The 17,433-nt window shown below is 52.5% G+C and carries 13 protein-coding genes; 9 read left to right on the top strand and 4 right to left on the bottom strand.

Annotated features, from left to right (window positions below; genetic code table 11):
- Positions 1-176: 176 nt before the first annotated feature.
- The 7 genes from HOV93_RS03520 to HOV93_RS03490 all read left to right on the top strand — a co-directional run bounded on the left by HOV93_RS03520 (position 177) and on the right by HOV93_RS03490 (position 8,590).
- Positions 177-1,214 carry a LacI family DNA-binding transcriptional regulator gene (locus tag HOV93_RS03520; protein ID WP_207395088.1) on the top strand — a complete coding sequence of 346 codons (1,038 nt, stop codon included), beginning with the start codon at positions 177-179 and terminating at the stop codon, positions 1,212-1,214.
- Entirely contained in the window at positions 1,211-2,284 is a 1,074-nt protein-coding gene (locus HOV93_RS03515; protein ID WP_207395087.1) for a nucleoside hydrolase, read from the top strand. The genes HOV93_RS03520 and HOV93_RS03515 overlap by 4 nt, the downstream gene beginning before the upstream one ends.
- Before the next feature lie 4 nt (positions 2,285-2,288).
- Entirely contained in the window at positions 2,289-3,227 is a 939-nt protein-coding gene (gene rbsK / locus HOV93_RS03510) for a ribokinase (protein ID WP_315853338.1), read from the top strand.
- Positions 3,224-4,174: a sugar ABC transporter substrate-binding protein gene (locus HOV93_RS03505; protein ID WP_235989790.1), complete on the top strand. Its 951-nt coding sequence runs from the start codon at positions 3,224-3,226 to the stop codon at positions 4,172-4,174. The genes rbsK and HOV93_RS03505 overlap by 4 nt, the downstream gene beginning before the upstream one ends.
- Entirely contained in the window at positions 4,171-5,709 is a 1,539-nt protein-coding gene (locus tag HOV93_RS03500; protein ID WP_207395086.1) for a sugar ABC transporter ATP-binding protein, read from the top strand. The genes HOV93_RS03505 and HOV93_RS03500 overlap by 4 nt, the downstream gene beginning before the upstream one ends.
- Positions 5,706-6,656: an ABC transporter permease gene (locus tag HOV93_RS03495; protein ID WP_207395085.1), complete on the top strand. Its 951-nt coding sequence runs from the start codon at positions 5,706-5,708 to the stop codon at positions 6,654-6,656. The genes HOV93_RS03500 and HOV93_RS03495 overlap by 4 nt, the downstream gene beginning before the upstream one ends.
- Before the next feature lie 92 nt (positions 6,657-6,748).
- A complete protein-coding gene (locus HOV93_RS03490; protein ID WP_235989789.1) occupies positions 6,749-8,590 on the top strand; it encodes an arylsulfatase in 1,842 nt (613 codons plus the stop codon).
- A 241-nt stretch (positions 8,591-8,831) separates the two neighbouring features.
- On the opposite strand, the gene HOV93_RS03485 is transcribed toward HOV93_RS03490, so the two are convergent.
- The 4 genes from HOV93_RS03485 to HOV93_RS03470 all read right to left on the bottom strand — a co-directional run bounded on the left by HOV93_RS03485 (position 8,832) and on the right by HOV93_RS03470 (position 14,512).
- Positions 8,832-9,929, bottom strand: coding sequence for a WD40 repeat domain-containing protein (locus HOV93_RS03485; protein ID WP_207395083.1), 1,098 nt, complete (start codon positions 9,927-9,929; stop codon positions 8,832-8,834).
- On the bottom strand, positions 9,929-11,218 hold the full coding sequence (locus HOV93_RS03480) for a DUF1501 domain-containing protein (protein ID WP_207395082.1): 1,290 nt from the start codon (positions 11,216-11,218) through the stop codon (positions 9,929-9,931). The genes HOV93_RS03485 and HOV93_RS03480 overlap by 1 nt, the downstream gene beginning before the upstream one ends.
- A 31-nt stretch (positions 11,219-11,249) precedes the next feature.
- Positions 11,250-12,857, bottom strand: a complete 1,608-nt coding sequence (locus HOV93_RS03475; protein WP_207395081.1) for a DUF1549 domain-containing protein — start codon at positions 12,855-12,857, stop codon at positions 11,250-11,252.
- 242 nt (positions 12,858-13,099) lie between these two features.
- On the bottom strand, positions 13,100-14,512 hold the full coding sequence (locus HOV93_RS03470) for a sulfatase (protein ID WP_207395080.1): 1,413 nt from the start codon (positions 14,510-14,512) through the stop codon (positions 13,100-13,102).
- Positions 14,513-14,824: 312 nt separating this feature from the next.
- Between HOV93_RS03470 and HOV93_RS03465 the strand changes: the two genes are divergently transcribed.
- Positions 14,825-16,345, top strand: a complete 1,521-nt coding sequence (locus tag HOV93_RS03465) for a sulfatase-like hydrolase/transferase (RefSeq protein WP_207395079.1) — start codon at positions 14,825-14,827, stop codon at positions 16,343-16,345.
- 91 nt (positions 16,346-16,436) lie between these two features.
- Positions 16,437-17,360 (top strand): alpha/beta hydrolase, encoded by a 924-nt coding sequence (locus tag HOV93_RS03460; RefSeq protein WP_235989788.1) that lies wholly within the window; start codon positions 16,437-16,439, stop codon positions 17,358-17,360.
- The last annotated feature ends 73 nt before the right edge of the window (positions 17,361-17,433 follow it).

Here is a 17,433-nt window from a genome sequence, read left to right as displayed (position 1 = left end):
GTCAAAATATAGCAAGACAACGGATTTCGGAGTTCGTTGAAAAAGGGGGCATTTCGAGGTTGTTAAAATTGATCAAGTGATACTTGTAAAGTAATGGTTTTTAACTAACATGGAAGCACAATCGATTGTGCATAAGGCGTTTTCGGATTTCAATTAGATTATAGGCGGTTATTCTCGTGCCTAAGGCCCGTTCTGGTTCGACTTTGAGCGATGTTGCTCGCGAGGCCAAGGTGAGTGTCTCGACGGCATCTCGTGCTTTAAATGGCTTGGCCGAGAAGTATCGAATCAGTTCCTCAACCGCCCAGCTCGTTCGGGACAAGGCGGAAAAGTTAGGGTTCCGACCGAGTCAGGTGGCCCGTTCTCTGAGATTAAAACGGACGGGGCTGCTAGGGATTGTCGTCCCTGACCTTTCCAACCCTTTTTTTTCCTCAATAGCTCAGTCGGTGACGGTCTCAGCCGAATCGGATGGCTTTTCGGCAATTCTGGCCGACAGTGGTGGTTCGGTCGAAAAAGAGCAGAAGCTCATCGAACAGTTAACTGCTCGTAGCGTTGAAGCCCTGGTCGTTTGTCCTGTTGGACTAAAGTTTGCGCATCTCGAGAGCACACGTGAACAAGGTACTCCGCTCGTATTGGTCGATCGTTGCAAAGACAAATCGTCGATGGTTCAGGTAACGTCTGATCACACAACGGGAACGCAACAGGCGATGCAGCTATTGATCGGCAATGGGCATCGTAAGATCGGGGTTTTGCAAGGGATCGCTGGCACGCTTCCTAGCGATCAGCGACTGCTGGGCGTGAAGGAGGCCTTGGCCAAAGTTGGTGTTAACCTTGATCCAGCACTGGTCGAAGGGAATCAATTTACCTACGAATCGGGCTATCAGTCTGCTCGCAACTTGCTGATGAACCATCCAGAGATAACGGCGTTCTTTGCCATGAGCACGCCCAACGCGTTTGGTGCCTACCAGGCAGCCATGGAGTTGGGACGACGTGTACCGGAAGACCTCTCATTAGTTTGTTTTGACGACGTTAAATTCGCGAACTTCATGCAGGTTCCGTTGGCAACTGTCGCTCAAGATGTTCCAGAACTCGGACGGCTCGCTGCATCGTTGGTAGCCGAGCAGATTCGAAGCGGAAAAGCCCCAGTGCAGAAGATGCACAAAGTTCCCGTCACCCTCCTTACAAGAGCATCTGTCGGAAAGGTGTCCCCATCATGAAATATAAAGCAGTGCTGCTGCTGATGCTTTCAAGCATTGGCTTTTGTTTGCCGCAATCGTTAACCGCCGAAGAACTCCGTAAGCCAATTCCATTGATCTTCGATACGGACATCGGCAATGACAGCGACGACGTATTGGCATTGGCAATGATTCATGCCTTGGAATCGCGAGCTGAATGCAAGTTGTTGGCAGTCACAATTACCAAAGATCATGAATTGGCAGCTCCGTTCGTCGATTGCATCAATACGTTCTATGGCCGAGGTGATATTCCGATTGGTGTTTGCAGTAGCGATGTGACCCCGCAAGAAGGCAAGTTCAACGGATTAGCAAATGCAACCGACAATGGTCAGTTACGTTATCCACATGACTTGACATCAGGTAAACAGGCCTCCAGTGCTGTCAATGTGTTACGTAACGCTTTAGCTGATTCGGAAGATGGTTCTGTCGTTATTTGTCAGGTTGGGTTTTCCACCAATCTAGCTAATCTGTTGGAATCGCCTGCCGATGAAATCAGCTCCCTAAACGGTATGGAGTTGGTTAAGAAAAAGGTCCGCCTGCTCTCCGTTATGGCAGCCGCATTCGAGAAAATCCCAGATCGCAAGACGGGTGAGCCGAAACGGTACCGCGAGTACAATGTCTTCAAAGACGTTCCGTCCGCCCGCCGTCTGTTCTCGAAATGGCCAACATCCATCATCTGGAGCGGTTTCGAGATTGGCCTGAACCTGAAGTACCCGCATGAAAGCGTCGAACGCGACTTCGGATACGTCGAACATCATCCGGTCGTGGAAGCCTACGAACTGTATATTCCGCCTCCTCATGATCGCCCGACTTGGGATTTGACCTCCGTTTTGGTTGCCATCCGCCCCGATCATGGATACTTCGATCTGTCGCCTGAGGGCCAGGTAACCGTTCTTGAAGATGGGTATACGAAATTTGAACCCATGCAAGGTGGACGTGATCGTTATTTGATCTTAAGAGACGCTCAAAAGGCTCGCGCCACCGAAGCCCTAACGCTTCTTTCGAGCGAGCCACCCTCGAGCTCGAGTCCTCACGTTTCAGGCGAAAGGTAGTTGCGTGTCGAAATTGACCAGCCCAGCCAAAATCGCCGTTGTTGGATCCATTAATATGGATCTCGTGCTGCGGTGCTCCCAATTTCCTAAACCAGGCGAAACCGTTGTTGCGTTGTCCTTCGACGAGGTTCCTGGAGGAAAAGGGGCAAATCAAGCCGTCGCCGCCGCGAGAGCAGGTGCTTCTGTTGCGATGTTGGGTCGCGTAGGAGACGATGCATTTGCAAATCGATTGATTCGTGGACTAAGCAACTATGAAATCGATTGCGAAAATATTCTTGTGACGCCTGACTGTGAGAGTGGTCTCGCGATGATTACGGTTGATCAAGCTGGTCAAAATTCGATTATCGCCGTCGAGGGTGCCAATGGAAGGTTGTCGCCTGAGGACGTCCGGAAACATCGGCAAGTGATTGAATCGAGTCAGACGGTTCTCTTGCAGCTGGAAATTCCAACCAAAACAGTGCTGGAGGTTATCCAAATTGCTCGAGCTGCGAATGTTCGTGTGATTCTGGACCCGGCCCCTGCGCCCCACCGTTGTCCCCAAAAAATATTGCAGGTTGATCTCATTTGCCCCAATGAGCACGAGGCAGAAGAGCTGACCGGGATCTCGCTCGATTCTCCTGAACAGATATTAGCAGCTGGCCAGGCCCTCTATCAGCAAGGTGCGCGGCACGTCGTCATCACGCTCGGTAGCCGAGGCTCCTTCTTGTTTGACGATCAGGGCGGTCGACTGATTCCGGCATTGGTGACCGACTCCGTTGATACCACTGCGGCCGGTGATGCTTTTGCAGGAGCTCTGGCTGTTAGTTGGGCCGAGCAAGGGAATCTCGAGCAAGCAGTGCGTTTTGGGAATGCGGCGGGAGCGATCGCAGCGTCCAAGAAGGGCGCTCAACCGAGTATTGGATCACGTCAAGGAATCGAATGTCTTTTGGAATCCATCAAATGAACAGAGCACTTTTTGGTCTATCGCTCATCTTGCTTCTTTTCGGCTGCCACTCGGAAAGTTCAAACCCAACGGGCAAATCGGATAAGCTACGGATCGCTTTGATCATGAAGTCGTTGGCCAACGAGTTTTTCTCGACTATGGCCGATGGCGCCGAGAACTATCAAGCCGAGAACGCTGACCAGTTCGATCTGATTGTGAATGGAATCAAGGACGAACGCGACATTAGTCGTCAGGTCTCGCTGGTAGAAGAAATGATTGCCAGCAATGTTGATGCGATTGTAATCGCGCCGGCAGACTCGAAGGCGTTGGTGCCGGCGCTACGAAGAGCCATAAAAGCAGGGGTGGTAGTTGTCAATATCGACAATCGGCTCGATGCCGATGTATTGGCGACTGAAGAAGTCGAAATTCCTTTCGTCGGCCCTGATAACAAAGCCGGTGCAAAGCAAGTCGGCAGTTACCTGGCCGGAAAGCTGGTAACTGGAGACTCTGTTTGCATCTTGGAAGGGGTTCGCACGTCTTTCAACGGGCAACAGCGATTGGCTGGCTTCCAAGAAGCAATGGAGGAAGCTCAAATCAAGGTCGTTGGCCATCAGTCGGCTGAATGGGAAATGAGTAAGGCGAACACGATAGCCTCTTCAATGCTAAGCGAACACCCCGAGGTCAAAGCCATCTTGGCTGCTAACGACAGCATGGCCCTGGGGGCAGTCGCTGCGGCGAAAGGAGCAGGTCGCGAAGGCGAAGTCCTGGTCGTCGGGTTCGACAATATATCAGCGGTTCAGCAAGCCATCAAAGATGGCAAGATCTTGGCTACGGCCGATCAACATGGAGATCAATTGGCCGTCTACGGCATAGAGAACGCGCTGAAGCTCATCGAGGACCCGGATGCCAAGATTGAAGACGTCGAAACCCCAGTCGATCTAGTCACCCAGGAATCGATCTCCCCGTGAATGACGCCGCATCGACACTTCTCAAAACGACCAATGTGACCAAACGTTATGGTGAAGCATTGGTGCTGCGCGATGGTTCGATTGAAGTCCGTTCAGGTGAGATCCATGCGTTGTTAGGAGGAAATGGGGCTGGGAAAAGCACGTTGGTGCGTATTATCGCAGGGCTTGTGAATCCTACTTCTGGTCGAATGTCAGTCAACGGTCATGCCTATCAACCCAAATCTAAGCGTGAAGCGGAATCCGTTGGTATTGAAATCGTTCAGCAAGAGTTCAACCTCATCTCGACGCTAAGCGTCGCCGAAAACCTGCTGCTCACTAGACTGCCAGCGTTGGGAGGAGTTATCCGGCAAAAAGAACTCCACCACCAAGCACGCGAGGCGCTCGATCGACTTGGCTTACGTGAGATCGCAACCGACGCGATCGTGGAGACCTTGGGCGTTGGTCAGCAGCAGATGCTTGAGATTGCCGCTGCCCTGTATCGAAAGTGTCGACTGTTAATACTTGACGAACCTACCGCCGCTTTGAGTCATGCGGAAGCCGAATCACTATTCACTTGGCTCGACAAATTACGGGCTGAGGGAGTCGGTATTATCTACATCAGCCATCGGCTCGACGAAATATCCCGGATTTCGGATCGCATATCATTTCTCCGTGATGGGATGATGATCGGAACCTATCAGACCGCCGACTTAACCACCGACGAGATGGTCGAATTGATGACTGGTGATCATCCTCAACATGAGTCGGCAAGCCAGCGGTCGGACGGTGGTTCGAGTTTGACTGATTTCGCGTTGCGTGTCGAGAAACTATCCGGCGGCATGGTCGATGAAGTTAGTTTCGATGTTCGCCAAGGAGAACGCCTTGGAATCGCGGGACTGGTTGGGGCTGGGCGGACCGAACTGCTACGCTTGATTTTCGGAGCTGACATCGCATCGTCAGGAGCGGTCTATCTGGCCGCAGACAAAACACCGCGTTTGTTTCGTCATCCGCACGAGGCGGTATCTGCCGGTATCGCGATGGTAACCGAAGATCGTAAAAAAAATGGTTTACTACTCCCACAATCAGTTCGGGTGAATACCACGCTCGCAGCGATGAGCAAACGATTCAGCCACGCAGGGTTGATTCGTTTTCAGGCGGAGAACGAGCAAACCTTGCGGCACTGCCATTCGATGGAGATTCGATGCACCGATATCGAACTGCCAACTGGAACTCTCAGTGGCGGCAACCAACAGAAAGTAGTGATCGCACGGTGGCTTGCAACCAATGCAAGTGTGTTTCTTTTCGATGAGCCAACGCGTGGTATTGATGTTCCGGCTCGAAAGCGAATCTATCGACTTATTGATACACTAGCCGCCCAAGGGAAAGGAATTGTTATCGTAAGTAGTGACTTGGAAGAACTGTTTGAAACTTGTGATCGGATCGCCGTGATGTCGAACGGTACGCTGGTAAGGACTTTCGAAGGACCAGACATGTCCCACGAATTGATCATGCAAGCCGCATTTTCTGGATATCTTGAGCGGAGTGCCGAGGCATGAACTCGAAGTCAATCAGAGCAATGCTCGTTCAGTATGGCGGCCTGTGCGTGGTGCTATTTATCATGGTGGGCGTGTTCAGTGCATTAAGCGAGAACTTTTTACAGCGTGCCACGTTTACGTCAATTGCAAACCAGATTCCCGACCTGACTTTGGTTGCCGTGGGGATGACGTTCATCTTGGTGGTGGGCGGCATCGATCTTTCTGTCGGTTCGATTCTCGCGTTGTCGTCTGCGGTGTTAGGAGCATTGATGGTCGATGCTGGCTGGCCGCTTTGGGCTGCCATTCCTATTTGCTTGCTCACAGGCGCATTATGCGGATTATTTAACGGAAGCGTTTCAGTCGGTTTCCGGATTCCCTCGTTCATCGTCACGTTGGGGATGCTCGAAATCGCTCGAGGAGCGACCAAGGTTGTTACCGATTCTCAGACAAAGTACATCGGGGCGAAGGTTGAAGTAATTGGCGATCCTGTCCCTTACCTGCAATTGTCGCCGGCCTTCTTACTTGCCTTGGTGGCCGTGCTGGCTGGACAATTTCTGCTTTCACGAACAGTTTTCGGTCGCTATTGCATGGCCATTGGGACGAACGAAGAAGCCGTGCGGATGTCTGGCATTCGAACGGCTCCCTATTCCATCGCGGTGTTTACCCTGAGTGGCCTCCTATGTGGCTTGGCCGGCATTGCACAGACTTCGCGCCTCTCAAGTTCAGATCCGAACGCTGCGATTGGCTTAGAGTTGTCGGCGATCGCTGCCTGCGTGATTGGCGGAACCAGTTTGATGGGCGGTCGTGGCAGCGTTATTAGTTCGTTTATCGGCGTGTTGATCATTTCTGTACTGCAAACCGGATTAGCCCAAGTTGGGGTGTCCGATGCGAATAAACAAATCATTACGGGAAGTGTGATTGTCGTCGCCGTTCTAGTAGACGCGCTTCGAAGTCGGTTTCGGAAATGAGAAGCGACTATTTCATTTTTGTCACTACGAGCCCGTTAATAAACTCGATGTACCTTCTGAGCTACCTCGTCGATTAGAGAAAGTGAATGGTTATGAGAATAATTGCCCTCCTGGCTGCCAGTGTAGTTTCCTGGATCGCGATGTTGGTGCCTGGTGTCATTAGTGCTGGCCAACGTCCAAACGTGATCGTCATCATGACAGACGATCAGGGCTACGGTGAATTCTCCTGTCACGGCAATCCTATTACGAGCACGCCGAATCTAGATCGCCTGGCCAAGGATAGCGTTCGCTTTACTGACTTCCATGTTTCGCCCATGTGCACGCCAACACGGGGCCAATTTGTGAGTGGTCTAGATGCGTTTCGAAACGGTGCGATCAACGTCAGCAGCGGTAGAACTTTGCTTCGGCCCGAACTGAAAACGATAGCGAATGTGTTTCAAGAATCTGGCTATCGAACCGGGCTTTTTGGCAAATGGCATCTGGGAGACAACTATCCGTTTCGTCCCGAAGACCGCGGATTTGAAGAGGCCGTATGGTTCCCTTCGTCGCATATCAATAGTGTACCTGATTACTGGGATAACGATTACTTCGCGGACACCTACATTCACAATACCAAGCGAGAAAAGTACGAAGGATACTGCACGGATGTCTTTTTTCGAGAAGCTATGAAGTGGGCAGATAACCAACAAGATGACCGCCCCTTTTTCGCCTTCCTTGCTACCAACGCGGCCCACTGGCCTTGGTTCGTGCCTGATTCTTATCGGGAGTCAATTCGCGATGCCATGCGTGCTAACCCAGAGGTGGTTAAGTCGCTTGATCCCCAACGCAAGGAAGACCTTGTCAGCTTCCTGGCTATGGGAGCCAATATCGATGACAACGTCGGCCGCTTAGATCAGTTTCTAGAAAAGACCGGGCTCAAGGAGAACACGATCGTCGTATTCTTAACGGACAATGGCAGCACGATGGGCATTCACTATTTCAATGCCCAAATGCGAGGTAACAAAACGACATTGTGGGAAGGTGGTCATCGGGTTCCTTGCTTCATGCGCTGGCCCTCGGGAATCGACACTCCAGGCGAAGTTGACACGCTCTGTCACGTGCAAGATCTCATGCCAACGCTGGCAGACCTATGCGGAATCGAGCAGCACTTACCGCCGAAGCTCGATGGGATTAGCCTGCGACCAGTGATCGATGATCATTCGATTACCCTCGCAGACCGAATCTTGGTGATCAACTACAGCCGAATGCCCGGTGCAAGGGTGAGATACACGAAGGGAAACCCTGCCATTCCACATCGTAATGGTGCGTGTGTCATGTGGAAGCATTGGCGGCTACTTGAAAATCGAAGGCTATACAACGTTGACGTCGATTTGCACCAAGATCAGAATGTGGCAGCTGACAATCCTGAAGTGGTTGCCAAAATGAGGGCCCATCTGCAGCAGTGGTGGGAAGGTGTCCGACACGATGTGCTAGAGCCACAGCGTGTGATCGTGGGACATGACGCTGAAAATCCGATGCTTCTCTCGGGTTGCGAATGGCTCGACGTATTCGTCGACCAGCAGATTCAGATTCGTCGCGGTGATCGTAAGAATGGTGCTTGGCACGTTCAGATCGATCAGCCTGGAGTCTACAAATTCGAGCTGCGACGCTGGCCACGTGAGAGCGAACTGAAACTCGCTGAGGGTTGTCCTCCCAAGCAGGTTACCGACGGGACCTTCATCGCTGGGGCAGCACTGCCGATCCAGCAAGCAAAACTCCGAATTGGTGACAATATCATACCCATTGCCAAGCCGAATCAGGCTCAAACGGCCTTCGTAAGCCAGCAAACCCTGCCAGCAGGGCCGATCGAGATTCAGTCTTATCTGTTAGATGAAAACGGAGATGAAATTTGTGGAGCGTATTACCTGTACGTGAAACGTCAAAATCCTAAATAAGTTTAATGAAGATGCTGATGCAGACAGTGCGTTGACGCCAAAGTTCCGGTCTCATGGATCATAACTTGCTAAATTCGCACTGATCTTTCGTGCTGTCTTGATGGTCTTAATCGGCGGGGGCGTTCACTCCGAAACGGCATGTATTTCATGAGAATTAAAGCGATTGAACGAGACGATTTTCAACGCTGGGCCTATCTTCGTAAGCTGCTTCAGCAACACGGTTTCAGGTGAAAACATCGTGCTACGACTTCGTTGTGGCGTTTTCTTCCTTCGGCTTTTCGAACAGGCTATAGATCTTCAAGGCGCCGTTGTTGCTCACGTATTCATTCTTATCCGCGTTGCGACCGTTGCCCGTGCGGCCATTTGCTTCGTAGCAGGCCGAGACTAGGCGGAGCTTGTCGGGATGCATATGCAGGCTGTAGCCGGTAGGGGCTTTGATTACGTGATAGGGAGTCGCCGAGTCGGGCTTCCAGAATTCGATTGACGTGGCGCTGTGCAGCAGTTGTCCTTGGGCGGCGATGGTTCCATCCGACAGGAAGCAGAGCCCCTCTAGCGGACCGTCCATTTTAGTTTTGGGCCGCAACGTCTGCTTGAGCTTGCCGGTAGCCAAGTCAAACAGCAAGACGGCCGCTTTGCCGACGCAGAACGTATTCCCGTTGGCATCGGTCATTCCGCTACATGCCAGTAGTTTGCCATCAGGTGAGATGGCCAGTCGCTTTACTCCGCCGACATCAGACAAGTAATTGTCTTTTCGCTCGTGCAATGCGCTCGCGTCAATGGTTCGCAGCAGTTTACCGCTGGCAAGATCCCAGTGGTGAACCTTGCCGAGTAGATCGCCGCTGTAAAAGGTCTTGCTGTCGGGGGCCACCGTCAGACTAAAGACATGATGCTCATGGCCTGCAAATTCGTGAATTGCCTGACCTCCTTCAGGCGACCACAACTTGACCCGTGTGTCAATTCCGGTCGTCAAAAGATGCCTGCCATCGGGACTAATGGCCATATCTCGCACCCAGCCGTGGCCGGTGTCTTGAATTGTCCACTGTGGCTTGGGCGTGGCATCGGCATAGGCCCAACAATGCACGACGCCGTGGTAGTCGCCGGTTAGCAACCGCTTCCCGTCGGGATGAAATGCCAAGGCCATCACCCAACTGCGATGTGCCGTAAGAGGGCTTCGCTGGCCGCTAGAAAGCTCCCAACGTTGCAAGTCTTCGTGTTGCGCTCCGGCGACGGCAAACTTTCCACAGGGGCTGAAGGCGCAAACGGTCAAAATGCGATCGTGCTCGAAGGATTGTGATTCCCATATCTTAGTTGGATCGAAAGTGGGGCTAGTATCGGCCATTAGGAAAGTACCTCGGCAATCTTGCTGCAGTCGTCGTGGGCAATCGGCAGAGGCTGGTCGTCGTTTACGTACTCGGTCTCCTTAGCGTCAATTCCCATCGTGTGGAAAATTGTATGAAACAGGTGACCGATGTCGTACGGCTGCGAATCAACCCAGGCGCCATTGGACGTCGTCTCGCCGACGACCGCGCCCCGTTGAATACCGCAACCGGCCAGCACCATCGACCAGGCTTCCGGCCAATGGTCGCGGCCTGTCCGGGTGTTAATCTTGGGCGTGCGGCCAAACTCCGACATGAGTACGACCAGTACGTTATCTAACATGCCACGGTCGTTGAGATCGTCGATCATGGCTGCGAAGGGGCGGTCAATCTGCGGTACAAGATTCAGGTGCATATTAAAATTGTCGCCGTGCGTGTCCCAGTGATACGACGTAACTTTGACGAACTGAACGCCTGCCTCCAGCAGTCGCCGTGCTTGCAGCAAGTGCCGGCCCAGTGGATGTGTGCCGTACCGCTCGATATCCTTAGGAGGCAGGAGCGATTCGTCGAATAGCTCCTTGCGATTCATCAGCTTCTCGGCGACCTGATAGGAATACTCGTACGCGTCGACTTCTGAATCCGCACGACCTTGGCGAAAACGATTATTAATCTTCCGCCGTAAATTACCACGGGCAGATTCCACCGCGTTGTTGATAGAGTCGGGCCGATGAATATGGATCGGTGGTTTGCCGTCCCCTAGGGCCAACGCGCCGTACTTTGCCCCGAGAAAGCCGGCGTCCTTCCACATGTAACCGCCGCGACCGGGCTTGATGTGCATATAAGGGGGTAAGTCATTTTTGACCGGCGGCATCAACTTTGCCAGCGCCGAGCCGATAAACGGATAAGTCACTCCACGATTTTGTGGGTCGCCGCGTTGCATACGCGGTACGCCGGTAGAGTGGTTGGGATCTTTCGTGCACATACTGCGAATAACCGCTAGTTTATCCATCCTTTTGGCCGTCTCGGGTACCAACTCGCTGAAGTGCACACCGGGCACGGAGGTGGGGATCGCGCGAAAGGGGCCTCCGAATTCGGTGTTTGGTTTTGGATCCCAACTTTCTAATTGGCTGATGCCGCCGTCGAGCCAGATAAACAGCACCTGCTTGCCCTGCGATTTGATCTTCTCAGCCAGAGCGGGCTGCAAAAGTGCCCCCATGCCAAGGGTCCCGGCAGCCGTCCCAGCCAACGTACCTAGCATTTGCCGTCGTGAAAGGTCGTGTTCGAGGCTGTTGCAAGCGAAATTGCGTTTCATCGTGCTGTTCCGAATATCGATTCCTGCGGTGCTAGTGATTCATCCGAAATTCCGCGGACGAGATCAACGCCCAGACTAATTCGCCGCACGCTTCGGTACGCCGTTCTGCATGTTGAGTCAGGTACTCGGCAACTTCGTCCGATTCTTCCTCTGTAGGTGTTCGCGTTAGTGCGCTCAGGTAGAGTTCGTCTGCCACTGCTGCCGAGTCCTTTAGCTTCGATAGACGCTCGACCAGATTGCCTGACTTGGGCTTCAGCCAATCAAGCACTCCTTGATCGTTCATTAAGAATAAGGCATGCCCCATTGACGGTGTGAAGTCGACTTCGGCTTCGCCTGGCGGATTGCTGTACACGCCGACAAACAGCTTCATCACATCGGGAAAATTCTCGGGGAACTGATCGACACGGCCATTGATGTAGTTGAAGTGTGAGAACTCGGAATCTTTCGGCACGGGGGTCTTCAGCAACCAAGCGAGATTGCCGCTTGCACCGGCAACGCACCAGCCCATCTGTTCGGGTGTCAGTGGTTTGAGAATGGCCATGCGGTAGAGTTGCGGCGGGGCCTCTTTCAACTCCACTCCCTCGGGCAACAGACTGCTGCGTTGATAGCTTTCACTCAAAGCGATTTGGCGGAGCAGCCACTTCACGTCGAAATTGTGGGCCACAAATTCAGTTGCCAATGCATCGAGCAGGATTGGATGCGAAGGCGGATTGTCCTCGTGGTGAAGGTTCAGTGGATGCACCAGACCACGGCCCATCATCAAGAACCAAAATCGGTTGACGCTATTGCGAACAAACAGCTTGTTATCCGCTGTCGGAAGATTGCGTGATAAGAGAAGTCGTGGACGGTATTTCGCGGCATTCTCTTGTTGGTCCTTCACAAATGTGGGAATCTTCAACTCCTCGCCACCAGGCAATCGCGGACCCGTTGTGTGCGTGCCCGGCCTGAAGACCGACTCGTATTCGATCGTCGCTTCCGCCGGTTTTTCTTTTAGGTAGGTGAATAAACCGAAGTATTCATCTTGAGAGTAGTCGGCAACATCCGGATGATCGTGACACTGCGAGCAGGTGATGTCTCGCCCCAAGAACAGGCGAGACACGTCCTCGGTTCTTAGATTCTCATCATTGCGGCCGGCGACCAGAAAAAACTTTGTGGCCGGCAGGAGATTCTCTTCATTTTCATCAACAAACAGCAACTCGCTTACAAGTTGGTTCCACGGCTTGTTCTTGGCGAAGGACTCGCGGAGATATCTTTCCCAATCGGCATCGGGAACTTTGGTATCAGTGCGGCGTTCGAGCAACATGGCCGTGAAGGCCTCTTGCATGCGTCGGGGGAAGTCATCGCTGGCAAGCAGTTCGTCGATCAAAGCCTGCCGCTTGGACTTGTCATTGTCGGCAAGGAACTCTCTCGCCTTGGCGGGCGTGGGCAGCTTTCCGGTAAGGTCAATAAAAATACGCCGCAGAAACTCCGCGTCATCGGCGGGTCCAGCCACCGGACCGCCAGCTTGTTTGGCAATTTGATGATCGATTGTCTGGTACAACTCAGCCGCAATAACCTGCGGCACGAAGCAGGTGAAAGCCAGAGCAATTGCGAGCCCGACAAGCATCGATCCGCAGGAGGAGCTCCGTGTTAGCTTCATAGTTGGAATCCTGGGCAGAAGAGATGCGAGTTTCAGGTGGGATTCATGTGAAATCGCTGTAGGTGTAGTTGAAACCTATCAAATCCTTTTCGTTGAATCAATAAAATAGTTTTCCTTTGCGCGGGCGATGGCGAGACGTGGTACGAGGTCTTACTGAGATCGCTTAGCACTGCGGCAACTCCTCGGAGCGCTATTTCATAAAGTCTTGTTATGAGGTGCCGTTTAAGAGTCGCTCTGCTTAATCACTTCACGCGCGGAGTTAGTTCCGATAGCGATTTGACTTCTGGTGTGGCGTCGCGCGGCAACCAACGTGCTAGTTTGTCCCGTACGGCTTGGTATGCCGGATCGCCTTGAAGATTGTCGAATTCATCCGGATCGGACCGGTGGTCGTACAATTCCTCGTGTCCGTTACGGTAAACGATAAGTCGCCAGTCGCGGTTTCGGATAGAATGATTCCCGAAATACGACGATGTAATCGCCGGTTGTTCGCGCGGGGTCTTCGGATCAGCGAGTTGTGGCGATAGCGAAACGCCTTCTAGTCGCGGGTTGTTCGGCAGTTCGCATAACTCAACAAGCGTAGGAAAGATATCGATCAGGCTCACTGCTTCATCGCAAGCCGGACCCGGTTTAATGCCAGGACCGGAAACCAAGAGAGGAACTCTCGTCGATTCTTCCCATAGTGTTCGCTTGGCCCAATGTTGTTTCTCGCCCAGATGAAACCCGTGATCGCTCCATAGCAATACGATTGTGTTATCGGCATAGCGACTCGATGCGAGGCCATCCAACACAATGCCCACGCAATGATCCACATAGCTGATCGATGCGAGGTAGGCATGCGTTAAACTTCGTTGCGATCCGGTCTCCTCAACTTCTGACTGCGTCGGTGCAGCGACGTGCTGATTGATAGTGAGAAAGTTCTCTGGCACATCGTTCAAATCGGCCAAGGGATTGTTCGGTAACGAGAGCGACTGCTCGTCGTAAAGGGCGAACCACTTTGGTGGGACGTGCAGCGGTACGTGGGGACGAAAGAAGCCGACTGACATGAAGAACGGTCGCTGGAAGTCTTCTTGCAACGCCGCGGCTGCCTTGGTCGCCAACTGGGTATCAAACATACCTGCATCCTTCTCTGGAAAAGCTCCCCAATCCCAAGCCCGGCTCCATCCATCGGGCAAATTTAGCGGCTGCTTTGGTCTCGGGCCGCCTGCTCGGACCTGCAGCGATCGATCAATAGATGACGCAAGGTTTCCTCGAAATCCATGATGCAGCACCTTGCCGCCGGTCAGAGTGTAGTAACCGTTGTCGTGGAAAGACTGCTGCAGTGTGGGGACACCGGCCAATTTGGGCAATTCTTCATACGAGGGCCCCAGTTCGTAACTGCCGTGTGTCGTGGCGGCCAAACCAGACATAACACTTATTCGCGAAGCGGTACAAACGGGAACGGCACAGTGTGCATTGGTAAATACCCGCCCCTGACGGGCCAATAAATCCATGTGTGGTGTCTGGGCGGCTGGATGACCTTCCAAGAACCCTGTCCAGTCATTTAGGTCGTCGATGCAGATCATCAACACGTTCGGTGATTTGTCTGCCGCGTGAGCGACTTCGACAGTCCAAACGATGAGGAACGCCCATGCAAAAGAATGGAGTAGCGAATTCATGGCGAAATTCCCGGGCTAGAGAAATGGTTAAATGACGGCGCGAGTATTAAGAAGAATAGCGACAGCATGAAAAGGGTTTGAATTATAAGGGGTTTCGGCAGTGAATGCCGTTATTCGTAGACGGCCTAAACAAATAGTGAAAGTTCCCTCAATCGGAATTAGTCCTTTGTTGGTAAGGACCGCAAAAGGTACGCTTGGGTTGCCATTCGCTTGAATTCATGCCGGGACGAAGAAGGAAACGCATGGCAGGGGCGTATTGAGTATCTACAATAAGATCACCTCATTTTCGCTCCTTCTGCGAGATATTCCCTTATGTTTATACGTGCTTGTTCTGCGGTTGGAATTGTGATCGCTTTACTCTTTTGCGATGCCTCTGCAGACGAGCAGTCCTCGACTGCTTCGCGGCGCGCGGCTACGCCTGATCTGTTACCCAACATCGTGGTGATTCTCGCCGATGATCTCGGTTGGAACTCTGTTGGATACCAAAACAAGGAATTCCTGACGCCGCACATCGATTCTCTCGTTGCCAGTGGAATCACCTTGAACCGGTTTTACGTCGCACCGATGTGTTCTCCGACGCGGGCAGGGGTGTTGACCGGACGTTACCCGATTCGATTCGGCTGTGCTCGAGCAGTGATTCCGCCTTACCGAGACTTCGGACTGCCAACCTCGGAGGTGACCCTAGCAGAGATGTTGTCGACTCTTGGTTACGAGAATCGGGGGATCTTCGGCAAGTGGCATTTGGGACATCGCCGGGCGAAGTGGCACCCTCTGGCGCAAGGCTTCACGCATTTTCACGGCCACTACAACGGTGCCATCGATTACTTCGACCTATCAAGAGATGACGTGCGGGACTGGCATGTTGGATATGATGCTCTCGACGAAAAGGGGTACGCAACCGATCTGATTGCTGACGCTGCAGCAAAGTGGATCAAACAGTCCGCGGCGTCAGATGCTCCGTATTTCTGCTATGTGCCATTCAACGCACCGCATTCTCCGTTTCAGGCCCCCGACGATGCCATCGAGCTATATGGGAATTTGTCAGAAGTGACGGGGCGAGATAACAAACATCGAGAGATCTATAAGGCGATGATCGGCCGCATGGATGAAGGTATCGGGCGGATCCTGGATTCTGTGGAAGCCTCTGGCGAATCGGAAAACACGGTTGTCTGGTTCTTCAGCGACAATGGCGGCGTAGGTAAATTGCGAGGCATTAACAAACCATTGAAAGGGTCGAAGCTAACGGTGTTTGAAGGGGGAATTCGCGTGCCAGCGTGCGTTCGTTGGCCTGCAAAGATCGCTGCGGGGCGATCGACTGAAGTTGTTTGTGGCTACATCGACATCCTTCCCACATTGGTCGCAGTTGCTGGTGGGCAATGTGCTAATTTCACCGAGAAGCCGATTGATGGTATCGATTTGACATCCGTTTTGGAGGAACCCGGATCGACCGTTGTCAGCAGGCCGTGGTTTTCGTACCACGGGCAATCGGGGCCATCGTCCGAGCACCTGGCAATCATCGACAAGGGGTGGAAGCTGGTGGTCAATGGTCCTCAGCTAACCGACGTGAGCCAATTGAGAAAGGGCGCGCACCTGATTCGGCTATTTCATCTTGAGCAAGATTTGAACGAGACGAACAACCTCGCTCGAGAGAAACCTAAGAAAGTGAATCAATTGGCGGAGCAATTGGTCGACCACCGGGCACTACAACCGCCCGATGCGGTTCTTCCGTACGGGATCGGACAGGCTGGCTTCGTTCCGCCGCCACTTTGGAGTTTAGATCCGACTGACCCAGACCAATTAGTTGGCAGACACGAAACGGCTGCCTCGAAGTAGTCGCATTGGTGGCGACAGCTTGCAAATGCTGGTTGCTTCAAGCTAGGGTTAACTGACGTCGCAATTTTGTTTTGAGTTTGGGGATGTGAAAATGATGGGGCGAATCATCTTGCTTGGTATCGCAGTGTTGTTGCTCGCAATGCAAAGCTCGGAGGTAATGGCGCAGAACACCAAAAAGAAAACTTCTCCGCCGTTCAAGTGGGTCAACACACCTCGCATGATGCCAGACGGTGTTCAGCACGGTGTCTTTAAGAGCCCGTCGATGAAGCATGACGTGGGTTACTGTATTTACCTGCCACCATCATATGAAACGGATACCGATCGTCGCTATCCGGTCGTCTACTACTTGCATGGAGGCCGGCCAGGAAATGAAACCAAGAGCATCAAGCTGGCGAACTATTTTCACCGTTACATGACCCATTCTGAAACACCGGACATGATCTATGTGTTCGTCAATGGTGGTCCGGTAAGTCACTATAACCTTGCCGATCGCGAGAACGCGATGGGAGAGGATGTCTTTGTGCAAGAGCTAATTCCATTCATCGACAAGACATATCGCACTGTAGCGGATCGCAAAGGGCGTGGCCTGGAAGGCTTTTCTCAGGGAGGCCGTGGAACAACGCGGATCATGTTCAAGCATCCCGAACTGTTCTGTTCGGCGGCTCCTGGCGGATCTGGATATGCGACCGAAAAGCGAATTTCAGAAGAAAACGGTCGTGAGAATAAAAACTTGGTCTTTACCCCAGGCGATAATACCTGGGATCTGGCACGTAAATATGCCGATGACCAGGAGCCACCATTGAGGATTATGCTGCATGTCGGTACCGAAGGCTTTAACTACGAGAACAACTTGCAGTACATGAAGTTCCTGGAATCGCTGAAGATTCCTTTCGAGCGAGTAATTGTAGAAGGGGCCCCGCATAGTGCTCAAAAGGTCTACGATCAACGTGGCCTGGAACTCCTGCAATTTCATGCCGAGAGTTTCCGCCGTTCCGGTGTGCTTCCGGCTCAATAGACCATTGCGTGTTGGCTATGTGTGCCGTCGCAATTGATCGATTGTATCCGTGATCCGTCGGGCGATTTCTTCT

The sequence above is a fragment of the Bremerella alba genome, from assembly GCF_013618625.1.
Taxonomy (GTDB): Bacteria; Planctomycetota; Planctomycetia; order Pirellulales; family Pirellulaceae; genus Bremerella; species Bremerella alba.
The sequence above is the reverse complement of the archived record's forward strand: the minus strand, read 5'-3'. Positions and strand labels throughout refer to the sequence as shown.